The 16,304-nt window shown below is 70.2% G+C and carries 18 protein-coding genes; 10 read left to right on the top strand and 8 right to left on the bottom strand.

Annotated elements, in window-relative coordinates:
* Positions 1–183: 183 nt before the first annotated feature.
* The 5 genes from mqnE to RKE29_RS05435 all read right to left on the bottom strand — a co-directional run bounded on the left by mqnE (position 184) and on the right by RKE29_RS05435 (position 5,354).
* Positions 184–1,347 carry an aminofutalosine synthase MqnE gene (gene mqnE, locus RKE29_RS05415; RefSeq protein WP_312003878.1) on the bottom strand — a complete coding sequence of 388 codons (1,164 nt, stop codon included), beginning with the start codon at positions 1,345–1,347 and terminating at the stop codon, positions 184–186.
* A gap of 70 nt (positions 1,348–1,417) precedes the next feature.
* Positions 1,418–1,873: an Lrp/AsnC family transcriptional regulator gene (locus RKE29_RS05420; protein WP_312003879.1), complete on the bottom strand. Its 456-nt coding sequence runs from the start codon at positions 1,871–1,873 to the stop codon at positions 1,418–1,420.
* 126 nt (positions 1,874–1,999) lie between these two features.
* Positions 2,000–2,713, bottom strand: coding sequence for a UbiX family flavin prenyltransferase (locus RKE29_RS05425; protein ID WP_312003914.1), 714 nt, complete (start codon positions 2,711–2,713; stop codon positions 2,000–2,002).
* A 120-nt stretch (positions 2,714–2,833) separates the two neighbouring features.
* The gene (mqnP, locus tag RKE29_RS05430) at positions 2,834–3,751 is read right to left on the bottom strand and encodes a menaquinone biosynthesis prenyltransferase MqnP (protein ID WP_312003880.1); all 918 of its coding nucleotides are present in this window, start codon (positions 3,749–3,751) and stop codon (positions 2,834–2,836) included.
* Between the two features lie 139 nt (positions 3,752–3,890).
* Positions 3,891–5,354: a menaquinone biosynthesis decarboxylase gene (locus RKE29_RS05435; protein WP_312003881.1), complete on the bottom strand. Its 1,464-nt coding sequence runs from the start codon at positions 5,352–5,354 to the stop codon at positions 3,891–3,893.
* 93 nt (positions 5,355–5,447) lie between these two features.
* On the opposite strand from RKE29_RS05435, the gene RKE29_RS05440 reads away from it, so the two are divergent.
* The 10 genes from RKE29_RS05440 to RKE29_RS05485 all read left to right on the top strand — a co-directional run bounded on the left by RKE29_RS05440 (position 5,448) and on the right by RKE29_RS05485 (position 12,562).
* Positions 5,448–5,840, top strand: a complete 393-nt coding sequence (locus RKE29_RS05440) for a PLD nuclease N-terminal domain-containing protein (protein WP_312003882.1) — start codon at positions 5,448–5,450, stop codon at positions 5,838–5,840.
* A 234-nt stretch (positions 5,841–6,074) separates the two neighbouring features.
* The gene (locus RKE29_RS05445) at positions 6,075–6,434 is read left to right on the top strand and encodes a hypothetical protein (RefSeq protein ID WP_312003883.1); all 360 of its coding nucleotides are present in this window, start codon (positions 6,075–6,077) and stop codon (positions 6,432–6,434) included.
* A gap of 245 nt (positions 6,435–6,679) precedes the next feature.
* On the top strand, positions 6,680–7,078 hold the full coding sequence (locus RKE29_RS05450; RefSeq protein ID WP_312003884.1) for a hypothetical protein: 399 nt from the start codon (positions 6,680–6,682) through the stop codon (positions 7,076–7,078).
* A gap of 964 nt (positions 7,079–8,042) precedes the next feature.
* Positions 8,043–8,921, top strand: a complete 879-nt coding sequence (locus RKE29_RS05455) for an alpha/beta hydrolase (protein WP_312003885.1) — start codon at positions 8,043–8,045, stop codon at positions 8,919–8,921.
* 25 nt (positions 8,922–8,946) lie between these two features.
* The gene (locus RKE29_RS05460) at positions 8,947–9,483 is read left to right on the top strand and encodes a hypothetical protein (protein WP_312003886.1); all 537 of its coding nucleotides are present in this window, start codon (positions 8,947–8,949) and stop codon (positions 9,481–9,483) included.
* Between the two features lie 235 nt (positions 9,484–9,718).
* Positions 9,719–10,189: a hypothetical protein gene (locus RKE29_RS05465; RefSeq protein ID WP_312003887.1), complete on the top strand. Its 471-nt coding sequence runs from the start codon at positions 9,719–9,721 to the stop codon at positions 10,187–10,189.
* 196 nt (positions 10,190–10,385) lie between these two features.
* Positions 10,386–11,093, top strand: coding sequence for a helix-turn-helix transcriptional regulator (locus tag RKE29_RS05470; protein WP_312003889.1), 708 nt, complete (start codon positions 10,386–10,388; stop codon positions 11,091–11,093).
* The gene (locus RKE29_RS05475; protein ID WP_312003890.1) at positions 11,090–11,218 is read left to right on the top strand and encodes a hypothetical protein; all 129 of its coding nucleotides are present in this window, start codon (positions 11,090–11,092) and stop codon (positions 11,216–11,218) included. Before RKE29_RS05470 ends, RKE29_RS05475 begins: the two co-directional genes overlap by 4 nt.
* Positions 11,211–11,435 (top strand): DUF397 domain-containing protein, encoded by a 225-nt coding sequence (locus tag RKE29_RS05480; protein ID WP_312003891.1) that lies wholly within the window; start codon positions 11,211–11,213, stop codon positions 11,433–11,435. The genes RKE29_RS05475 and RKE29_RS05480 overlap by 8 nt, the downstream gene beginning before the upstream one ends.
* A gap of 152 nt (positions 11,436–11,587) precedes the next feature.
* Complete coding sequence (locus RKE29_RS05485; RefSeq protein WP_312003892.1) at positions 11,588–12,562, top strand: 2-oxoglutarate and iron-dependent oxygenase domain-containing protein; 975 nt, start codon at positions 11,588–11,590, stop codon at positions 12,560–12,562.
* A 22-nt stretch (positions 12,563–12,584) separates the two neighbouring features.
* Here RKE29_RS05485 and RKE29_RS05490 read toward each other — a convergent pair whose 3' ends face one another.
* The 3 genes from RKE29_RS05490 to RKE29_RS05500 all read right to left on the bottom strand — a co-directional run bounded on the left by RKE29_RS05490 (position 12,585) and on the right by RKE29_RS05500 (position 16,304).
* Entirely contained in the window at positions 12,585–13,142 is a 558-nt protein-coding gene (locus RKE29_RS05490; RefSeq protein WP_312003893.1) for a Uma2 family endonuclease, read from the bottom strand.
* A gap of 61 nt (positions 13,143–13,203) precedes the next feature.
* Entirely contained in the window at positions 13,204–14,286 is a 1,083-nt protein-coding gene (ccsB, locus tag RKE29_RS05495) for a c-type cytochrome biogenesis protein CcsB (protein WP_312003894.1), read from the bottom strand.
* Positions 14,283–16,304, bottom strand: a complete 2,022-nt coding sequence (locus RKE29_RS05500; RefSeq protein WP_312003895.1) for a cytochrome c biogenesis protein ResB — start codon at positions 16,302–16,304, stop codon at positions 14,283–14,285. The genes ccsB and RKE29_RS05500 overlap by 4 nt, the downstream gene beginning before the upstream one ends.

Below are 16,304 nucleotides of genomic sequence, written 5' to 3' on the forward strand. Positions count from 1 at the left end.
GTGCGGGCCGGGCCCAGGGGCCGCCCCGGCCCCGGCCAGGCCCGGCGCCCGCGCGGAAGAGTGCGGGCCCGGGACGGCAGCCGCACGGCCAGAACAGGTCTGCGCGGCCCCGGGCCGGGCCCAGGGCAGGCACGGGCCCGCCGAGCCCGGCCCGCGGCCCTGAGCCCGGCCGCGTCGCCGGGCTCAGACCCGCATCGGCTGCGGCGACTCCCGCAGCGCCGGGTCCGGGCCCGCGTACTCGCGGATGACCTCGTAGCGCGTGTTGCGCTCCACCGGCCGGAAGCCCGCCTCCCGGATCAGCTCCAGCAGGTCCTCGCGGGTCAGCTTGTTCGGCGTGCCGTAGTTGTCCGCGTCGTGGGTGATCTTGTACTCGACCACCGACCCGTCCATGTCGTCCGCGCCGTGGCTCAGGGCGAGCTGCGCGGTCCGTACGCCGTGCATGACCCAGAAGACCTTCACGTGCGGCACGTTGTCGAACAGCAGCCGGGAGACGGCGAACGTGCGCAGCGCCTCGGCGCCGGTGGCCATCGTCGTACGGGCCTGGAGCCGGTTGCGGACCTTGCCGTCCTTCACGTCCACGAAGTCGTGCTGGTAGCGCAGCGGGATGAAGACCTGGAAGCCGCCGGTCTCGTCCTGCAGCTCGCGCAGCCGCAGCACGTGGTCCACCCGGTGCCGGGGCTCCTCGATGTGCCCGTAGAGCATCGTGCACGGCGTCTTCAGACCCTTGGCGTGGGCGAGCCGGTGGATGCGCGACCAGTCCTCCCAGTGGGTGGCGTGGTCCACGATGTGCTGCCGGACCTCCCAGTCGAAGATCTCCGCGCCGCCCCCGGTGAGCGATTCGAGCCCGGCGTCGATCAGCTCGTCGAGGATGTCGGCGGCGGGCAGGCCGGAGATCTTCTCGAAGTGGTGGATCTCGGTGGCGGTGAACGCCTTCAGCGACACCTGCGGCAGCGCCTCCTTCAGCGCCCGCAGCGACCGCGGGTAGTAGCGCCAGGGGAGGGTGGGGTGCAGGCCGTTGACGATGTGCAGCTCGGTGAGGTTGTCGTTCTCCATCGCCTTGGCCAGGCGGACGGCCTCCTCGATGCGCATCGTGTACGCGTCCTTCTCGCCCGGCTTGCGCTGGAAGGAGCAGTAGGCGCAGGAGGCGGTGCACACGTTCGTCATGTTCAGGTGGCGGTTGACGTTGAAGTGCACCACGTCGCCGTTGAGCCGGGTGCGCACCTGGTGGGCCAGGCCGCCGAGCCACGCCAGGTCGTCCGACGCGTACAGCGCGAGGCCGTCCTCGCGCGACAGCCGCTCGCCCGCGCGGACCTTCTCCTCCAGCTCCCGCTTGAGTCCCGCGTCCATGCGGCCGCCTCCTGTCGCCCTCGCTGACCGTAAGCCGTCGCCCGCGCCCGGCTTCCACCCGAGCGTACGCCTAGGCGTCCTCGGGAAGTTCGCCGACCCGGTTCTCCCACTTGGTGGACAACACGATCGTCGTACGGGTCCGGGAGACGCCCTTGGTGCCCGACAGCCGCCGGATGGTCCCCTCCAGGCCGTCCACGTCCGTCACCCGCACCTTGAGCATGTACGAGTCGTCGCCCGCGATGAACCAGCAGTCCTCGATCTCCGCCACGTCCCGCAGCCGCTGCGCGACCTCCTCGTGGTCGGTGGCGTCGGACAGCTGGATGCCGATGAGGGCGGTGACGCCGAGGCCGAGCGACGCGGCGTTCACGGTGGCGCGGTAGCCGGTGATGACCCCGGCCGCCTCCAGGCGGTTGATCCGGTCCGTGACGCTCGGCCCGGACAGGCCGACGAGCCTGCCCAGCTCCGCGTACGAGGCCCTGCCGTTCTCCCGCAGAGCCTGGATGAGCTGCCTGTCCACCGCGTCCATATGCCCGTGCGCCTTCCATCACTCAGCGGATTCCCGGGTTCGCTTCTAGAACTTAAGGCACCAGGGGCCGAAATCCTGCATTCCGTCAGCCTTTCCCCAAAGGTTCCGGCCCTGACCGGCCGCGCGTCACGGCTCCCGGTGGCCGCCTGAGCCCTGCGGCCCCTCCGCGTCTCCGGGCCCGTACGGCCGGGCCGGGTCCGCGCCGCCCAGCTCCCCGGACCAGCGCCGGTACAGCTTGTGCGACACGCCCGCCGCGTCCAGCGCGCGGCCTGCCACGAAGTCGACCAGGTCCTGCGCGGTCGTCGCCCCCGCGTAGAAGGCCGGAGACGCCGGCAGGACCACCGCGCCCGCCTCGTCCAGGGACACCAGCGCCCGCAGCGTCTGCCCGCTCAGCGGCGTTTCCCGTACCACGACCACCAGCCTGCGCCGCTCCTTCAGCGTCACGCTCGCGGCCCGCTGCAGCAGGTCCTTGGACAGGCCGAGCGCCACCCCGGCCACACACGCCGTACTCGCCGGTACGACGATCATTCCGCGGGCCGGGTACGAGCCGGAGGACGGGCCGGCGGCCAGGTCGCCCGCCGCCCAGTAGCGCACGTTGGACAGGTCCGCGTCGCCCGTGAAGGCGGCGAACGCGTCGGGCGAGCCGTCGGCGCCGCGTGCGAGCCAGCGGCGCAGGTCCGCGCGCCAGTGCGCGTCGCGGAAGGCGGCGCCCGTCTCGTCCAGCAGGGTCAGCCGCGACGCGCGGCTGATCACCAGGTCGACCGGCTCGCCGGCGTGCAGCAGCGCGCGCAGCACGGCGGCGGCGTACGGCGTCCCGGACGCGCCGGACACGCCGACCACCCAGGGCCGACGCCGGCCGGCGTCCGACGCGTCCGGCGCGTCCGCCGCCGGACGCCGGCGCTCGTACGCGTGCGGGGTGAGCGGCGGGTCCACGACTCCGAGCCTATCCGGGCCGCGAGGTCACAGCGTCAGGCCCCGGGCCAGCAGGTCCAGCAGGGCGCAGGCGAACAGCGCGATGCCGATGAAGCCGTTGACCGTGAAGAACGCGCGGTTCAGGCGGGACAGGTCGTCCGGCCGGACGATCGAGTGCTCGTAGACGAACGCCGACGCCACCACCACCAGGCCCGCCCAGAAGAAGAACCCGGCGCCCGTCGCCCCGGCGAACCACACCAGCAGCAGCGTCGTCACCACGTGGCAGGCCCGCGCCCCGTACAGCGCCGCCGCGACGCCGAAGCGGGCCGGGACGGACTTCACGCCGTGCGCGCGGTCGGCCGCCACGTCCTGGCAGGCGAAGATCAGGTCGAAGCCGCCGATCCACACACCGACCGCCACGCCCAGGATCACCGCGTCCCACGACCACTCCCCCGAGACCGCTATCCAGGCGCCGACCGGGCCCATGGCCTGGGCGAGGCCGAGGATGGCGTGCGGGAAGTCCGTGAAGCGCTTGCCGTACGGGTAGACGACCATCGGCACGACGGCGACGGGCGCCAGGGCCAGGCACAGCGGCCCGAGCAGCGCCGCCGCGCCGAGGAAGACGGTGAGCGCGAGCAGCGCGCCGGTCCACGCGGAGCGTACGGACATGGCGCCGGTGACCAGCTCGCGGCCGGCGGTGCGCGGGTTGCGGGCGTCGATCTCGCGGTCGATGATCCGGTTGCACGCCATGGCGAAGGTGCGCAGGCCCACCATGGCCACGGTGACCAGCAGCAGCCGGCCCCAGTGCACGTTGGCGTCCCACAGGTGCATGGCGGTGAGCGCGGCGATGTAGGCGAAGGGCAGCGCGAAGACCGAGTGCTCGATCATCACCACGCGCAGGAAGGTGCGGACCCGTCCGCCCGGCTGCGCGGGCCCGGGGCCCAGGACCCCTTCGGCGGCCGACATCAGCGCACCGGCCCGTACGCCGCATCACGCGCGTGGAGGCCCGCCGCACGCAGGCGGACGGCCGCCGTACCCACCGGCCCGGCCGCCCGGCCCGTACGGCACGCCGCGGGCCCGCCGTACCCGGGATCGACGTCGCGGTTCACAGCCCGTACTCCCTCCATCGCGCGTTCACACGCTCGGCCGTCTCCGGATCGGAGCGCACCATGCGCGGCCAGCCGCCGTCGCGCGTGTAGCCCTCCTCGGGCCACTTCGCGGTCGCGTCGATGCCCGCCTTGCCGCCCCAGAACTGCTGGTAGGAGGCGTGGTCGAGGTGGTCGACCGGGCCCTCGACCACGGTCAGGTCGCGGCCGTAGTCGGTGTTGCCCAGCGCGCGCCAGGACACCTCGTGCAGGTCGTGCACGTCGCAGTCGGCGTCGACCACGACGATCAGCTTGGTCAGCGACATCATGTGCGCGCCCCAGATGGCGTGCATGACCTTCTGCGCGTGCTTGGGGTACTTCTTGTCGATCGAGACGATCGCGCAGTTGTGGAAGCCGCCCGCCTCGGGCAGGTGGTAGTCCACGATGTCCGGGATGATGATCTTCAGCAGGGGCAGGAAGAACCGCTCGGTGGCCCGGCCCAGCGGCCCGTCCTCGGTCGGCGGCCGGCCCACGACGATCGACTGGAGCAGCGGCCGCCGCCGCATCGTCACGCAGTCGATGGTCAGCGCGGGGAACGGCTCCTGCGGCGTGTAGAAGCCGGTGTGGTCGCCGAACGGCCCCTCCGGCAGCATCCGGCCCGGCTCCAGCCAGCCCTCGATGACCACCTCGGCGCGCGCCGGGACCTGGAGCGGCACCGTCTCGCAGTCGACCAGCTCCACCCGCTTGCCCTGCACGAACCCGGCGAACAGGTACTCGTCGATGTCGCCGGGCAGCGGCGCGGTGGCCGCGTACGTCACGGCCGGCGGCGCGCCGAAGGCCACCGCGACCGGCAGCCGCTCACCGCGCGCGGCGGCCACCTGGTAGTGGTTGCGGCTGTCCTTGTGGATCTGCCAGTGCATGCCGATGGTGCGCCGGTCGTGCCGCTGGAGCCGGTACAGCCCGAGGTTGCGCGCGCCGGTGACCGGGTGCTTGGTGTGGGTCAGGCCCAGGTTGAAGAACGAGCCGCCGTCCTCGGGCCAGGTGAACAGCGCGGGCAGCGCCTCCAGGTCCACCTCGTCGCCCTTCAGGACCACCTCCCGCACGGGCGCGTCCTTCGCCTTCTGCGGCACCTTCTTCGGCGGCACGTGCGTCATGCTGCCGAGCTTCCCGAACGCCTCCCGCAGCCCGCCGAAGCCCTGCGGCAGCTCCGGCTTGACCAGCGCGCCGATCTTCTCGGCGATCTCGTCGTACGAGGCCAGCCCCAGCGCCTTGAGCAGGCGGCGGTCGGTGCCGAAGACGTTCATGGCCAGCGGCATGGCCGCGCCCTTGACGTTCTCGAACAGCAGCGCGGGCCCGCCCGCCTTGTTCACGCGGTCGGTGATCTCGCCGATCTCCAGGTGCGGGTCGGTCTCGACGGTGACGCGCTTGAGGTCACCCTCGCGCTCCAGCGCCCGCAGAAACGCGCGAAGATCGTCGTAGGCCATGGGTCCCAGTATCGGCTACGCACTACCCTGGGTGAGTCACCGGGGGCCGTGCGGCGGAGGCCCGTGAAACACCGAGCGGAGGAGGCGCCCCGCATGCTGCCCCGACTGCTGATGATCCTGATCCCGCTGGCGCTCGTGGTCTACGCGTTCGTCGACTGCGTCACGGCCGACGAGCGGAATGTGCGCCATCTCCCCAAGCCGGTGTGGGCGGCGTGCGTGCTGCTGCTGCCGGTGGTGGGTGCGGTGGCCTGGCTGACGGCCGGCGGACGGCGCGGCGGCGAGCGCGGGCGGGGGGCGGGGCGGCCGGTGTGGGTGGCGCCGGACGACAACCCGGAGTTCCTGAGGTCGCTGGACGAGGCGGCGAAGACGGCGCGGGACGGCGAGGCGGCGGAGCGCGAGGCGACCGGCCGGGAGGCCACCGGCCGGGAAGGGGAGCGGTCGGGCCGCGCCCAGGACGGCCCGGAGGAGACGCCGCCGTCGGGCTGACGGGCGTAGTCCGTACGGGACCGCGCGAGGGCCCCCGCCCCGGACCACCCGGCGCGAACCGCGCGTATGAACCGGGGCCGTGACCGGCGGTCACCGCAACCGGGCCAGGCGTCGGCCGCCGCATACCAGGCCCGGACACCCGAGCGCACGATGCCCTCCCCCACTGCGCATGCCGGGGAATCTGAGTACGAGAGCGGATACCGGCCGGTGACGGGCTTCCATAACGTCCATCACGTGAAGCAAACCGACACCGAATCTGATCGCGACCCCGCGCCCCGGGCTTTACGCCCCTGGGTCCGGCGCAACGCCCTCGGCTGGGTCTGGCTTGTGTTCCTTTTGGTGGGAACGCTGGCGATCAGCACCTACGGAGCAATATACGAATCCCTGTCGTCCTCCATCGCCTGCGACTCCTGCCAGGACCACGGCGACACGCCACACTTGCGCTTGATGCTGGTGCTCGTCGCATGCGCGGTGCCGGTCACCCTGCTGGCGACAGCGGTCGGCATGGTCCTTCCCCGAGGCGGCTTTCGGGTGGGCTGCGCCGGCAGCGTGCTGCTGGTGTTGCTGCTTCCTCTGGCCATCAGTCAGTTCTAGACCTGACCCCCACGCGAAAGTCGCTCAGGCCCCTGCGGCCCGGACCGGCGTTGGGGCTGCCGTGCACCGAGGAGCGGGGCGCGGGCCGCTCGGACGGCCCGGGACCGAACCTGAAGGCGGCTTACGGTCCGCCACCCGCGAGACACGCAGGAAATCACCAAGGGCATGACAACACGACAGGAGCCCTGTGTGGGACTCTTGTCTGTCGTCACCACGGAGTGTGAGGCATCTCAGAAGAGGGGGACATGTCGACTTCCGCCACGGATGGGAAACCGGCGTGGGGTTCCGGCGGCTCGGACCGGCTCAAGTCGGACCAGGCCGCGTGGAACGCGGCGGGGAACGGTGTCGGCGCCCTCCAGGGGAACGTGCGGAAGGCACGGACCGAGCTGGAGCTGAAGCAGCAGGGGCTGGGCGGCGGCAGCCACGGCGGGGTCGAAAGCGCCGCGGCCCAGGCGAAGGTGTACGACTCCTGGAAGCGCTACCTGGAGGACGTCGGCCGCAGGTGCGGCGCGCTGCGCGAGCAGCTTGCGAAGACGGGCCGGGCGCAGGACGCCAACGACCAGGCCACCGCCGACGCGTTCCGCACGCTGGGCGGCGGCTACCAGGACACTCCGGCCGTCGGCGGCCAGAGCAGGGACCGGTGACCTGAGCGATGGACCTCGCGACCCTCAGGGCCCTGCGACCCGCCGCGTTCGAGAGCGCGGCGGACGGATACCGGACGACCAGCGACATGGCCGGTCACGCCAAGGACACCATCGAAAACCAGATCAGCGCGCGCTTACGGAAAACCCTGGCGGGCGCGGCGGTGGACGCGGCCGTGGCGCAGCTCCGCGAGCTGGCCCAGAACTTCCACTATGTGCAGACCGAGTGCGGCCTGATGAGCACCGCCCTCAACGCGTTCGCCTCCGACATGCGGGCGGCCAAGAGGAAGCTCGACGCGGCGCTCCACGAAGCCGAGGCCCGGCGGTTCACCGTCGGCGCCGACGGCTCGGTCAGCTACCCGGCGGCAGGCAAGGGCGACGACGGCAAGCCCGTGCAGGGCGGCACAGCCAGAGGCGGCGCACCCGGCGGGTCGGACCCGATCACCGGACCGACCGACGACCTGGCCAACGCCATCGCCCGCCAGGCGGGCGCCGTCGACCCCAACCCGAACCACGCCCACGCGCTGGAGTGCGCCGACCGCATAGCCGAGGCCGTACGCGAGGCCACCGAGGCCGACCAGAGGTGGGCCCCGCAACTGCGGAAGCTGGCAGCCGACGACGACCTGACCGTCTCCGACGCGGACTGGGCCGACGCCCAGCGGGACACGGCCTCGGTCCGGAAGGCGGCAGGGGACTATCTGCGCCTGAAGGACATTCCCAAGGGCAGGAGCCCGCAAGAGAACGCGGCGTGGTGGAGAGGGCTGTCCAAGGAGCAGAGAGCCGAATACGTCGCGCTGTTTCCAGAGAATATCGGCGCTTTGGACGGCCTCCCGGCAGACGTCCGCGACGAGGCCAACCGCATGGTGCTGGACGAACAACACGCCTCGTACCAGATACAACTGAACGCGATCCCCCGGAGCCCACGAACAAGTGGACAACCATCACCGCAGGGCGTTACCCGGTCAAGGTGCACACCGACGAGTGGACGGCGTGGCACAAAAAGTACGGCGACAGGATCGACCGGCTCCAGGCTGGGCTCAAGGGGATGCAGGCCATCCGGGACCGCTTCGATGAGACCGGTCGACATGGGTTGCCGGAGGCTTACCTGTTGGGGTTCGACCCGAAAAAGGACGGGCGCGCGATCATTGCCACTGGGAACCCCGACAAAGCCGACCACACGGCGGTCTACGTGCCTGGCACCGGCTCAGATCTCAGCGGCATCCACGGAAGCCTGGAACGTACGAAAAACCTGTGGCAGGCTGCCGCTCCCCTGGCGCATGGTCAGAGCGTCTCGACCATTGCCTGGCTCGGCTATGACGCGCCGGACGACGTACTCAAAGATGCTACTTTCAGCCATTACGCCAACGACGGCGCCCCCGCCTTCAACCGATTCGTGGATGGTCTCCACGCCTCCCACGAACCTGGATCGGCGGGCCATACCACGGTAGTCGGCCACAGCTACGGGACGACACTCATCGGCTCCGCCGCGCGCCAGGGTGATCTGCATGCGGATGACGTGGTCTTCGCGGGCAGTCCAGGCGTGCAGGTCGACAGCGCCGAGGCGATGGACGTTCCCAAGGGGCATGTGTGGAACGAGGAAGCCGGAAGCGACTCGGTGCCCGAATTGGGCCGAGAATTCCACAGCGGAAACCAGTGGGAAATAAAAGACGGCAGAATCATAATGCGCGCCATCGGCGTTATCCCCAGCGATGAGGAATTTGGGGCGGTTCAGATGCGCACAAACACGTCAGGACACAGCGAGTACTGGAAAGAAGATTCGGATAGTTTGCTCAATCAGGCAAGGGTGATTGCCGGGCGCTACGACAGGGTCACCCATGCCGAATAATCGCTTTCGATACCGACCTGAATTGATGGCGTACCTTGCCGCCCTGCTGTCTCTGACGGTCATGACCACACTGACGGGGTGTTCGGTGGAGAACTCAAATGATCCGGGCGACGCACCGAAGACCCGAGAGGTCCACGATGTCGAAAAAGAGGCGCAAGAGCTCTCCAGCCAGATCCTGGAAATCATCAATCTTCGCGGCAAGGTAAGCGAGCCTGGTCCGGGAGTCGCACTTTGCGGCGAGAAGGACTCGGAGAAATACTACGTCATCCATCACCCTTGGTCCGTGGCTGAGGTTCCGGTCGAAGATTTGAGGCAGGCCATGACACGCCTCAGAGAGGAGATGCCCAAAAAGGGCTGGAAGGTCACCAAATACGGCCCGGACCAGAGCCCCAGCAGAAGCCTTGCACTAAAAGCCGATTCCACCCAAAAAGAGTTCTCGGTCCGCATCTACCTCTATGACGAGAGCAGGAAAGCCAAACCCGAGGGCGTTTCGATGATCTACGCGCATCTTGCATCAGCCTGCTTTCAGGTCCCCGAAGGAAAAACTGTAGAGGAATACTGAGGCGACCCTTCACCACAGTTCGACCATACCAGTCGGCAGAGAATTTGGTGGGCGCGTGATGGAATCGGAGCCCGGAGGGCAGTGCGCCTACCGGGAAGAGCATGGCAACAATTTGTCGGCCAGTTTGAAGAGTCAGGCATCCCCTGGTTTCCGGACTTCTCGAACGAGCAGTAAGCGGACCTGGACCGGCATGGCACTCTGCGGCGCTCTCGCGTTGACCATGGGGTGTTCCGCCATGAACGATTCCGGCGACCTTGGATACAAGCTCAAGGTACGCGACAGTCGGCAAGTCGAAGAGGAAGTTGGCTCACTTTCCAGCGAGCTCCTTGACCTTATGCAGATCAAGGGGAAGGTTGCAGAACCAGGCCCCGCGACCGGCTACTGCGGGTACGACACCGTCGAATCAAAGTACCGATCCGTGGATCACCCGTGGTCCGTGTACGGGGTGGGCGACGATGTCCTGGAGAAGGGAATGAAGAACCTGTTCTCCCGACTCCCGGACCAGGGCTGGAAGATCATCAAGTACGGCCCGAACTCCAGCAAGAACAAAGACCTGGAAATCGAAGCCGTTCATTTGAAGACCCACACTGGAGCGTTGATCATCTGGATGAAGGGCTACGACACTCACGAGCCGCTGATCTCGGTCGACCTGGTCTCCCGGTGCTTCATCGACTCCCGCGCATCCAGTAGCCCCACCGACTACTGAGCCCGGCCCGCCACCCCGCAGCGACCGGACGGCCGGAGTCCTGGAAACACCGGCCACCCGGCGGCGGAACATACACCCTTCCGGGGGACTGCGGCTCCCGCTCCCGTCCGGCACACTCGGCCACACAGCCAATCCATGGCCAACCACCCTGCACTGCACGGGGAGTTGGCGGGCGACAGGAGGTTGGTCCGAGGACATGGAATCGTATCCGAACGACGGCAAAATCACTCCGCCGATGCTGATCGGCAAGAACCTGTCCCGCATGAGGGACGACGCCGAACTGTCCCTGCGCGGGCTCGGGGAGCAGGTCGGATACCCGGCCAGTTACATCAGCCGGGTGGAAATGGGGCACCAACTTCCGTCATCAGCCCTGGCCACAGCGCTGGACAAGCACTTCGGCACGAGAGACCTGTTCACCGACCTCCTGAGGATGGCGCAGGACTCGCCCGTTCCCAATTACGGCCGGGAGATCCTGCGCAACGAGGCGAAGGCCACCCGCATCCAGGTGTTCAGCAGCAGCGTCATCCCCGGACTGCTCCAGACGGAAGCCTACGCGCGGGCGCTGATCCGCGCGTCGTGCCCGAAGGAGACCGGAGGAAGGGTGGATTCTCTGGTGGACACCCGCATGGACCGCAAGCACGTCTTCGAGCGCGACGATCCGCCCTTTTACTGGGCGATTATGGACGAAGCAGCCCTGAAAAGGCCGATAGGAGGAAAGGGCGCCATGGTGGAGCAACTCGACACCGTGCTCCGGCTGTCCGAACCCCCGCACGTCGAGGTCCAGGTGCTCCCGTTCTCCCGGGGCGAGCACTCCATGCTGGGCGGTTCCCTGGTGCTCCTGACACTGGAGCCAGGGGCGATACACTCGGCTACGTCGAGAGCTTCGCGTCCGGGGACATCGTGAAGTCGCCCGACGGGGTTCTCGAACTGACGCAACTCTTCGACGTGGTGCGTTCCAAGGCGCTGCCCAAGGACGAGAGCCTGGAGCTTATCCGCGCTTACCGGAAAGAGTACGGCAATGATGGCTGAGCGAATCAGCGACGCGTCCGCCCTGGTCTCCTGGCGCAAGTCGAGCTACAGCAACGGTCAGGGAGCCGAATGCGTCGAGGTCGCCGACGGTTACCCCGGCGCCGTCCCCATACGGGACAGCAAGAACCCCGACGGCCCCGCCCTCGTGTTCCCGACCCCGGCGTGGTCCTCGTTCGTCACCGCTGTGCAGAGCGGTGAGCCGCCGCTGAACCCCTGACCCCGCCGCGTTGCCCCGGCGCCCCCGGCGGGGAAGGCTGGGGTCATGGACCTGATGCCGCCGCGGCAGCGGCGTAACGAAGAACCGCACGCGCGGGCCGTGCTCGCGACGGCGGCCGCCGAGCCGCAGGCCGGACTCGCGGCGGAGGGCGCATGAGCGAGACGACCACCCCCACCGTCCCCACCATCGACCTCACGCCGTGGCGGACCGGCGGTTTGGCCGCCCGCGGGGAGATCGCCCGCACGGTCGACCGCGCGCTCCAGACGGCCGGTTTCCTGCTGGTCACCGGGCACGGCGTGGACCCGTCGCTGCGCAGCGGCATCCGCGACGCGGCGCGCGCGTTCTTCCACCTGCCGGCGGCCGTGAAGGAGCCGTACGCGGTGCGGGTGGGCGGCCGCGGCTGGCTGGGGCCGGGTGCGGAGGCGAACGGGTACGCGGAGGGCACGCACACCCCGCCCGACCTCAAGGAGTCCTGGTCGTGCGCCGCGGAGGAGCCGACGGGCGTCCCGGCGGTGGACGAGGAGTGGTTCCGGCCGAACGTGTGGCCCGAGGAGGTCCCCGGCCTGCGCCGGCTGGCCGCCGCCTACCTGGCGCGGATGCGGGAGCTGTCGGACGAGCTGCTGGAGCTGCTGGCCGCCGCCCTCGGCGAGCCGCTGGACTTCTTCACCCGCCACACCGGGCACCCCACCTGGGGCTTCAACATCAACTGGTATCCGGGCACCGACCGGGTCGGCGCGCCGCAGCCCGGCCAGTTTCGCATCGGCCCGCACACCGACTTCGGCACGGTCACCGTGCTCGACCGCCAGCAGGGTCGCGGCGGACTCCAGGTGTACACCGACGCGCGCGGCTGGGAGGACGCCCCCTGGCACCCGGACGGTCTGACCGTCAACATCGGCGACCTGATGGCCCGCTGGACCGGCGACCGCTGGCGCTCCGGACGGCACCGCGTGCTGCCGCCGCCGCTCGACGCGCCGTCCGAGGAGCTGATGTCGCTGGTGTACTTCTACGAGTGCGACCCGGGCACCCGCGTGGCCTCCCTGCCCGCGCCGAAGGGGCGGGTGGCGTACGAGCCGGTGGACTCGCACGTGTACCTGCGGGCGAAGCTGGACGCGATCAGCGTGGACTGACGCGGGCGGACGGCCCTGCGGGTCAGTCGCGGGGCCACTTGGCGGTGTCGATCGTGACGTCCGGGAACGGCAGCGTGAACTTGGTGCCGAAGGTGTAGGTCGACTCGTCCGTGTACACGCCGTCGCGCGGCGCGTGGAAGACGTGCACCAGGCCCGTCTTCGGATCGGCGATGACATACGTCGGCACGCCGGCCTCGGCGTACACCTTCAGCTTGGCGTCGTAGTCGTCCCGGCGGCTGCCGCGCGAGACGACCTCGGCGATCAACTGGACATCCCGGTAGTCGTGGTTGCCGTGCTCGTCTTCCTCCGCGCCCTCTGCGATGTACGCCACGTCGGGCACGTATCCGTTGAGCACTCCGGGGAAGTCGATCCGCACGTCCCACAGGATGGTGGCGTCCCTGCCGAAGGCGTCTTCCAGTGATTGCGTCAGCTTCCGGATGATCACCGAGTGGACCTTGCGCTGCGGGTTCATGACGATCTCCCCCTCGACGATCTCCACGCGGTAGTCCGCGGGCACGTTCATCCGCTCAATGGCCGCGAACATCTCGTCCAGGGCTGCCGAGTCCACTGCGGTGGTCATCCGGACACCTCCCATCCGTCGTGCTCAAGTCTAAGACCCGCTGCTGACAGTGGCCGCCCGCTCACACCCCCGCGTACGAGTGCTTGCCGCCCACGAAGATGTTGACCCCGTAGTAGTTGAACAGGAAGCAGCCGAAGGCGATCAGCGCCAGGTACGCCGCCTTGCGGCCCTTCCAGCCCGCCGTGGCCCGCGCGTGCAGGTAGCAGGCGTACGCGACCCAGGTGATGAACGCCCAGACCTCCTTGGGGTCCCAGCCCCAGTAGCGGCCCCACGCGGCCTCGGCCCAGATCGCGCCCGCGATGATCGTGAAGGTCCACAGCGGGAAGATCGCGGCGTTCACGCGGTAGGCGAACTTGTCCAGCGACGCGGCGGCGGGCAGCCGCTGGAGCACGTTCCCCAGTCGGCCCGGGTCCTTTCCGGCCGCCGTCTTCTCCTCGTACCGGTCGCGGAACAGGTACAGCAGCGTGGCCATCGCGCCCAGGTAGAGGACCGCGCCGGAGACGATCGCGCAGGAGACGTGGATCCACAGCCAGTAGGAGTGCAGCGCGGGCACCAGCTGGTCGCTGTCGGTGTACAGCACCGTGACCGCCAGGCCCAGGTCGAGCAGGACGGTGGTGACCAGGGGCAGGCCGATCCAGCGGAGGTTCTTCTTCGCCGCGAGCAGCGAGAGGTACGCGGCCACCGCGACCGCGGAGAAGGTCGTGGAGAACTCGTACATGTTGCCCCAGGGGGCGCGCTGCACGGACAGGGCGCGGCTGAGCACCCCGCCCACGTGCATCGCGAAGGCCAGGGCCGTCAGGCCGATGGCGATCCGGCCGTACAGGTCGCCCTGCTCGCTGCCGCCCGCCGCGCCCGGGCCGTCCGGCACGTCGCGGCTGCCGACCGCCGAGCGGGTGACGACCTTGGGCCGCTCCAGGACGGTGGTGCCGCCGCCGGCCGTCCGCACGGTGACCGTGGCCGGGGCGGGGGCCGCCGCGTCGGGGGCCGTCAGAGCGGCGGCGGTGCGGGCGACCTTGCTGCGGCTGCCCAGCGCCCACTCGGCGATGTGCGCCATGAAGGCGAGGGCGTAGACCGCCATGGCCGAGTAGATCAGCACGTTGCTGACGTGGGCCAGGTTCTCGTTGGTTGCGGCAGCGAGACTCACGCGCGCGCTCCTTCGGACGGGTCGGCGGGATCAGCGGCTGGTGCGGGACCGGACGGCTCGGACGGGTCCGTTCGGGCGGGGGTGTCCTCCCCCTCGGGGACATCCTCCTCCTGGGGCCCCGCCGGCTCCGGCCCGGGGGCGGCCTCCGGCCGGGGCCGGGCGTCGGCCCCCGGCCGGGGCCGGGCGTCGGCCTCCGGCCCGGGCCCGGCCCCCGGCTCCGGCCCGGCGTCGGTCTCCGGCTCCGGCCCGGCGTCGGCCCCCGGCCCGGCCCCAGGGTCCGGCTCCGGCTCCCGTACGGGCACAGGCGGCACCTCCGCCTGCACCGCCAGCGCCAGGTCCCCGATCTCCTCCGGCAGCCGGGCCGACTCGCTGCGCCCGAGCCCGCCCATCTCGACCAGGGTGCCGCCCGCCCCGTCCGGCACGGCCCGTACCCACACCCGCCGCCGCCGGATGAACAGCGACGCCGCCAGGCCCGCCAGCGCGGCCACCGCGCCCGCCAGCGCCCAGCCGTTGCCCGGCTGGTGGGAGATCTGGAAGCTGGCCCACTGCCGGACGCCGTCGAACCGCAGCGTCCCGGCGCCGCCGGGCAGTGTCATGGTCTCGCCGGGCACCAGCCTGCGGGCGAAGTTCTGCCCCTCGGCGTCCTTGAACTGCTTCATCCGCGAGGTGTCGAGCTGGTACACGTTCTGCGGCGTGCCGCCGTCCAGGCCCAGGCTGCCGTGGAAGGCGGTGAGGAAAAGCGCCGGATTGTCCAGCGCCGGGAACTGGGAGAACATCCCGAACTGGCCGCCGATGAAGGTCGGCACGAAGAAGCCCTGGAAGCCGAGCTGGTCCTTCCTTCCGCTCCGGTCGCGGGCGTCGGGCACCTTCACCACGCCGGAGGAGGTGAGGTTGTTGTCCTGCTGGAGGAAGGGCACGGCGCCCTGGTAGGCGATCTGGCCGGATCCGTCCCGTACGGTGACGACCGGCGCGTACCCGCGCGAGAGCAGGAAGACCTTGGAGCCGCCGACCTTCAGCGGCTTGTTGACCTGGATGTCCTTCTTCTTCCGCGCGCCGTCGGCGCCCTTCCAGTACGTGACGTGGGCGCGGTACTCGCGCGGCGTGCCGCGGTTGGGGCCCGTACGCTCGTACCTCGCGGAGAAGCCGTCGAGCTGGAAGCCGAACGGGTCGAGGTCCTCGGCCTTGAAGAGGGCGCCGGACGTGAAGTCGTCGTACTGGGTCAGGGTGTTGGAGAAGCCCTCGCCCTCCACCACCAGCTTGCCGCCCTCGGACTTCCACAGCTGCCCGGCCGCGAAGGCGACCAGCATGACGATCAGCGCGACGTGGAAGAGGAGGTTGCCCGCCTCGCGCAGGTAGCCCTTCTCGGCGCCGACCGCGTCGCCGTGCCGGTGCACCCGGAAGCGGCGGCCGGCCAGCGTCTGCCGCGCGGCGTCCAGTACGCGGCCGGGGTCGGCGTCCGTGGTCCAGGTGGTGTAGGCGGGCAGCCGGGTCAGGCGGCGCGGGGCGGCCGGCGGGCGGCCGCGGAGCTGGCCGACGAACTGCCAGGTGCGCGGCACGATGCAGCCGACCAGCGAGACGAACAGCAGGATGTAGATCGCCGAGAACCACACCGAGCTGTAGACGTGGAACAGGCCCAGCTTCTCGTAGACCGGCGCGAGGTCCGGGTGCCGGTCCTTGAAGTCCTCGACCTTGACCGGGTCGGTGCGGGTCTGCGGGATCAGGGAGCCGGGGATGGAGCCCAGCGACAGCAGGAACAGCAGCAGCAGGGCGACCCGCATGGAGGTCAGCTGCCGCCAGAACCACCGGGCCCAGCCGAGCGGCCCCAGGGAGGGGACGTGGACGTCCTCGGCGGGGGCCGTCGACAGCTGGGCCCCGGCCGCGCCCAGCTCCCGCGCGTCGGCCACCTGGCCCTGGTCGGCCGCCTGGCCCTCGGCCGCTTGGCCCGCGTCTGCTGCCGCGTCCGCCGCGTCTCCCGCGCCGGTGTCGGCGGGGGCGGAGCCGGTTTCGGTGGTGGACAT

The organism is Streptomyces sp. B1866 (assembly GCF_031932565.1).
In the GTDB taxonomy this organism is placed as follows: Bacteria; Actinomycetota; Actinomycetes; order Streptomycetales; family Streptomycetaceae; genus Streptomyces.